The organism is Xenorhabdus innexi, assembly GCF_002632485.1.
Taxonomy (GTDB): domain Bacteria; phylum Pseudomonadota; class Gammaproteobacteria; order Enterobacterales; family Enterobacteriaceae; genus Xenorhabdus; species Xenorhabdus innexi.
Genome location: NZ_NIBU01000113.1, coordinates 1 through 5619, shown reverse-complemented (window position 1 = coordinate 5619; position 5619 = coordinate 1). Strand labels below are relative to the sequence as shown.

Annotated in this window: 6 protein-coding genes and 1 pseudogene; 3 read left to right on the top strand and 4 right to left on the bottom strand. The window is 40.6% G+C overall.

Annotated elements, in window-relative coordinates:
• Positions 1-121 (top strand): annotated as a pseudogene (locus tag Xinn_RS19835) (IS30 family transposase); the annotation flags it as partial.
• A gap of 784 nt (positions 122-905) precedes the next feature.
• Here the strand turns inward: Xinn_RS19835 and Xinn_RS22540 are convergent.
• Entirely contained in the window at positions 906-1046 is a 141-nt protein-coding gene (locus Xinn_RS22540; RefSeq protein WP_211286041.1) for a VOC family protein, read from the bottom strand.
• Positions 1047-1521: 475 nt separating this feature from the next.
• Here Xinn_RS22540 and Xinn_RS19825 point away from each other — a divergent pair, with 475 nt between their 5' ends.
• A complete protein-coding gene (locus Xinn_RS19825) occupies positions 1522-1923 on the top strand; it encodes a phosphatidylinositol-specific phospholipase C domain-containing protein (protein WP_086952908.1) in 402 nt (133 codons plus the stop codon).
• Between the two features lie 66 nt (positions 1924-1989).
• On the top strand, positions 1990-2214 hold the full coding sequence (locus tag Xinn_RS19820; protein WP_086952907.1) for a PI-PLC domain-containing protein: 225 nt from the start codon (positions 1990-1992) through the stop codon (positions 2212-2214).
• Positions 2215-2480: 266 nt separating this feature from the next.
• On the opposite strand, the gene Xinn_RS19815 is transcribed toward Xinn_RS19820, so the two are convergent.
• The 3 genes from Xinn_RS19815 to Xinn_RS19805 all read right to left on the bottom strand — a co-directional run bounded on the left by Xinn_RS19815 (position 2481) and on the right by Xinn_RS19805 (position 5488).
• Positions 2481-4022, bottom strand: coding sequence for an NAD(P)/FAD-dependent oxidoreductase (locus Xinn_RS19815; protein WP_086952906.1), 1542 nt, complete (start codon positions 4020-4022; stop codon positions 2481-2483).
• 25 nt (positions 4023-4047) lie between these two features.
• Positions 4048-4446, bottom strand: a complete 399-nt coding sequence (locus tag Xinn_RS19810; protein ID WP_086952905.1) for a DUF805 domain-containing protein — start codon at positions 4444-4446, stop codon at positions 4048-4050.
• Between the two features lie 301 nt (positions 4447-4747).
• Entirely contained in the window at positions 4748-5488 is a 741-nt protein-coding gene (locus Xinn_RS19805; RefSeq protein WP_244590275.1) for a nuclear transport factor 2 family protein, read from the bottom strand.
• Positions 5489-5619: the final 131 nt, after the last annotated feature.

Below are 5619 nucleotides of genomic sequence, written 5' to 3'. Positions count from 1 at the left end.
CTCAGAGTTGGAGATAAATCTCGTGGCAAATCGATTAAATAAACGTCCTCGAAAAACGCGAGGTTATCAAACACCGAATGAGTTATTTAAAGGCATACCGACTCGTTTACTTCGTTCATAACGGTGTTGCACTTATTATGTGAATGCAAGTTATAAAAAACAACCAAAATTTAATAAGTTAAAAACGAAAAATGAAATTACATTTATGAAAACTCTATGGAGGTAAAAATAAATCGTTGTCTCCAAATGACAAAAAATGGTTAATTAACATTGAAAATCAACACATGAACATTAATGGATTTAATTAGATTAAAAACCACAGTTTATTGTAAAATAAAACATCACTCATGTTCTTTTACTATTCAAAATTTATCACTAAAAACAAACCTTGAATGTTAATTGTACAGGATGCGGCCATATATTATGACTTTATATTTTATTGTATGCTTACTGTTCTTTATTCTATAATAAAAAACATTGAAATTATTCTCTTCTACATAACAATTAATTTAACCACCACTCTAATATATTGGCACCATTAAATTTTTAAATAAAAAGCTATTAACTTTGTCAGGACTTTCTACGTTGTTAGAATGTAATATGGCCATAAAAAACTATCCTGTCCAGCCAGACTGGACAATATATATTTTTCCGTTCGTTTTCGTTACTCAAATTTCTTCACTGCCATAGGCATCATCAGGATATTTCCATTAACTCTATTCTATTACCGTACGGATCATAGACATGAAATCGGTTAAACCCTTCCAGGGGTTCATCATCCTTACATGTATAGCCAAAATCAGTACACAACCTACGTTACTGATTCAGGTTGCCGGATGTGCTTCCGTTCCGGGATAAAAATCTTCCTGTACGCCTAAATGAACCTGAACATCACCACTGATAAATCAACAGCCACCACGTTTAGCAAGGTTTGCGGGCTTTTGCATCTCAGTCAATCCAAGAATATCTATATAAAATTTACGGGCAGTATCTTCTTCTCCTTTGGGTATAGCGAGCTGAACATGATCTGGCTTTAGTAAGGTCATTATAAGTTCTCCTGAAGAATAATGGATATATATCAATGGATTCCCACTTACTTTACGATAGCTGGAGAAACGATAAAATTTTCTAAATAGAGAAACCCTATATAATCAGCAAACGCTGCTTTAGCACATCAGGATAAAAAGCACTGCCGTTTAGCGCATTATTTTATTATGGATATTAACATTTATTAATGTAGTGTATTTTTAATGCTATCAGTAAATATCACTATAATATATAGATAATAATCAAAAGAAAATAAAAAATGATATATCAACTCATATATACCTTTGATTATATATTAATGAATAATCATGTTGATTTTTATTACACATTAGTATTTTTTACTATAATAAAAGACACGAACTCCAAATGTTGACCTAACCATTTTGTTAATCAATAAAAAACCACCAATTAACCATAATATATCTACAAGTAGAAAACTTTTATTTTCACAGTGATAACCATACAGAGGTTTTTATGAAAAAAATTGAAACCGTAGTAAACTCATCAACACAAGGCATTGATTATTCGGCTGATGATAAAGAATCTTGGCAATCTGAAATCTGGATGAAAAATATCGACGATAAAAAATCGATTGCACTATTATCCGTTCCGGGAACTCATGAATCGTGTGCAACTTACTCCCCGGATAGGGATCTTTTTGGGGTTATTATTTGCCAGACTCTATCAGTGGAAACTCAACTACAGAAAGGAATACGATTTCTGGATATCAGATGCCGAGCCATTGATGGCATTTTTGCAATTCATCATGATTTGGTCTATCAGAAAATAAATTTTGGTGATGTCTTAAATCAATGCATTGACTTCTTGTCATCACACCCTTCAGAAACTATTTTTATGCGGATAAAACAGGAATAGTCTACCGTCAGTGATGCTGATTTCATTGACATTTTTAATGGACATTATGGTGGACATCATCAGTATATGTATCTGTCTTCAAATATTCCATCTCTGGGGGAAGTCAGAGGAAAAATAGTTGTTTTCTCAAATGTTTCTGGACTGCCCGGAATTCATTGGAGAGCAGCTAATATACAAGATGATTATGATCCGGTTAATCTTAATATCAAAGAAGAGCAGATAGCTAAGCACTTGGATTTGACTATCAATAATCACACCAATAATGAGCAAGCGCTTTTATTAACTTTTTAAGTGTAGCTGGGCAATTTGGCCAGCGGTCAATAAAGCAGGCAGCTAAGAGGTTAAACCCTCAATTTATAAGTATGTTAGATAAAAAAGGAGATATATCTGGAGTTGGTATAGGAATTATACCAATGGATTTTCCTAATCTCACCGATAATATTATTTATAAAATAATTAACAGTAATTTTTGAAAAGTATGTGTAATAAAAAATTGGCTCTTAATCACGCCAGTCTATTAAATACTGGCGTTTATTATTCTCAGATTATTGATGTGGTCAGAATGAAACCATATCTGCCGGATTAAATGTACTCATAACTCCCAGAGCACCTTTAATCAACGGGATAACCACCGGAGAAAAATAAGAACCCAGTGGAATACTGGTGTGGTCAATGCTGGTCAACATGGTAAAGTCCCGATTGCGTCCGGTGAAATCATCACTGATTGCTTTGCCAATGCGTACTGTCTGTGCTACGCCATGACCACTCCAGCCATGTATCATATATACAGGAACGCGTTCATCACTTTTACGTGCATCAGCAGCACCATTCAGAGTCAGGTCGCTAATCCCTCCCCAAGAGTATTCCAGCTCAGGTTTCTCCAACTGCGGAAATACGGTTCTGATACGATCACATAAATAGTTGTTTACATCACGCGCTGACCAGGAATTACCTGTGCCCTGCCCGCCAAACAACAGGCGATTATTACGAACCGCGCGGTAATAATCTATCTGTAACTGGGTATCGTAAACAGGCAAATCTGATGGAATTAATTCTTTGACAGGCACCGGCAATGGCGGAGTTACTGCAACATAGGTATAGAAAGGCACTGTTGTTGAAGAGCCAGAGATAAACTCACCAGTAGAAGCATGTACCCCAAGTACCACGGCTTTACTCGCTCTGATAGTTCCCTGACTGGTTTCTATGACCGTACCGTTGTCATCCGGCCTGATACCGGTCACTTTTGTGTTGTCATATATCCGACCCCCAAGCCCGGCAAAGCCATAAACCAGACCCCGTAATAGTGCTAAAGGATGAACCTGACCACTGAGACTGTCGATATTGGCACCATGATAAATATCCGAATGCACATATTCTTCCTGTAATTCGTATGGCCCAATAACCTTCACCATCCTGTCGCCCAACCGACGCCGCGCATCGGCATTAGCCACCAACGGCCCCATATGACCCGGATGTATCGCCGCCGTGATATGACCATATTTGCGGTCACATTCAAAACCATAGCGTTCGCGAAGTTCATCCACGAGATCCATTGCTTCAACTGATGTAAACTGCCATAAGCGTCTGGCTTCTTCAGGCGAAAATTTTTCCAGCATGGTTTCAGCTGACCAGCGGGCAATTCCGGGTGTCATCTGTCCCCCGTTACGGCCGGAAGCTCCCGAGCCAATATTATCCTTTTCAACCAGAATCACATCCACACCCGCTTCAGCAAGATGTAATGCGGTGGAGGCTCCCAGCAATCCGCCACCAATGACGACAACCTCACAACGCTGCTCTCTGGGAAGGCTTCCGAAAGCCGGACAGTCAGCCAGAGAAGCCTCATAGTAATTAGCTGGCTTGTCGATAGCAGCCATGTCCCGGTGCCAGCTCCAGATGCGGGGGTCCAGCCCCAGACTGCTGGATCTGGCTTGTGCATCCTGTAACAGCTTCGGCCGGAGTTGATCAATGCTGACAGCCAGAGTATCAGTCTCAGTTAAATTCCGGGCAAGCAGAGAACTCGTTGGAAGTAGCGAGGAAAGTACGCCAGCACCTGCAAGTGTTGCCGCTGTAGAAATAAAATTTCTTCTGTTCATTGTCATTTTAGCGCTCCTGTATGACCTGAAATCACCCGTTAACCTGATCCGGGGTATTTTCCTGTGAGTGAATCCAGCTCTCTGAGCTATATTTATTGTTGCCCGTCGTTCCTTTCAGAGTGGCGAGAATCAATAAAATAACAGTGCCAACAAACGGGATAAGATGTAAAAGCAGCCACCAGGCACTAAAGTTAATATCGTGTAATCGACGCGCAGTTACTGCCAGTGATGGAAAAAATGTGAGTAGTAGATAAATGGCGCTGAACCAGCCCATATAAATTTCGGGATTAGCAACGGCAAATTGTCTTTCCAGAAAAGAAATGATAAGAACGGCCAGAATCTGAAACAGAATGAAATACCAAAACTCCTTACGTTGTGCTCGCCCCCTCAAACAGGCATAACTCTTTAATACTTTTATATACCAATGCATTATTCTCCTCTCTTACAAGTCTGTTGGTTCCACCTGACCTCCATGTATATTTATGTTTTTGCAATTTACTACGCAGCTCCCGCGCCTGGCGGACACCTTTTAGTATGATGTGATAATTGATCCAATAAGATATGCCCTGCCTTACTCACCAAGGCAGTGAACGGGATATCAGCCAGAATTCGCCCCGCCTGTTTTACGTATTTTCGGCAATCCGGGTAATCATTTTCTGTGCCAGCCAGCAACAGGCAGAGCGATGGTAGTGTACACCAAACAGAGTTAATTTCAGTACTTTATAATCACATTAGAAAATACCATAACGATGTAATGCCTGCCCATCCTCTGGTACCGGCGTGATAGCATCCCAAAGCTCCGCTATTTTACCCTTCTCAACACGCCATAGTTCAAAGTAGCTATGCCGCTCTCCGGCAATACTGCCTTCTGAATGCGTCAGAACAAACTGCCCATCTGCTACCGTGCGGTGAATTTTGCTATAATGCAGCCCTTTTCCTTCATCTTTCAATTGTTGAAGAGATGCGATAACCGCCGCTGCACCATCGGGAATATCCGGACTATGCTGACGGAATGCCTCACCATTGGTATAGTTTCTAAATTCATCATAATGTTCTTCAATCAGAGCGCGCATGAAGAAACTCACCACCAATTTACGATTTTTTTCCTTGTCATGACTGTCGCCCGCTTCAGTCGGGCCGTCTAACTGAGTCCGGCCACTGGCATTAGGTACAGACTGTGGTACCAGACCATCCCAGTGCTCCACGATTAAACCATCAACAACCCGATATAAATCAAAACCAACCAACGGCTGGGTATCTAATCCCGTAAAACGGCCGTGAATAGCAACCAGATCATCATCCTGTAATACGCGATAAGCTTCATGATGCAGCTCCGGGTGAGTCTGAACCAGTTCACGCAAACCGGACAGCCCATCTTTAATCAATGGGGAATGCTCAATGAAATGCGGCGAAAAATAACGGTCAAGTACTCCCGCATCATGCTGAGTAAACAGTTCGTGATGCGCACGCAATACTAAATCACGTGAGGAAATAGCCTGATTTATATACCCATCGTAATTGAAGCTGCTTGATTTTTCCTTCCTATCAGATCAAGATTGTGTCCATGAAAATTACCCTGACAAATGCCCAAAAAGAAGCCCTC

Excerpts from the sequence above, each read along its gene's own strand:
- Xinn_RS19815 (WP_086952906.1), bottom strand. The coding sequence starts at position 4,022 with ATGACAATGAACAGAAGAAATTTTATTTCTACAGCGGCAACACTTGCA.
- Xinn_RS19820 (WP_086952907.1), top strand. The coding sequence starts at position 1,990 with ATGTATCTGTCTTCAAATATTCCATCTCTGGGGGAAGTCAGAGGAAAA.
- Xinn_RS19825 (WP_086952908.1), top strand. The coding sequence starts at position 1,522 with ATGAAAAAAATTGAAACCGTAGTAAACTCATCAACACAAGGCATTGAT.
- Xinn_RS19810 (WP_086952905.1), bottom strand. The coding sequence starts at position 4,446 with ATGCATTGGTATATAAAAGTATTAAAGAGTTATGCCTGTTTGAGGGGG.
- Xinn_RS22540 (WP_211286041.1), bottom strand. The coding sequence starts at position 1,046 with ATGACCTTACTAAAGCCAGATCATGTTCAGCTCGCTATACCCAAAGGA.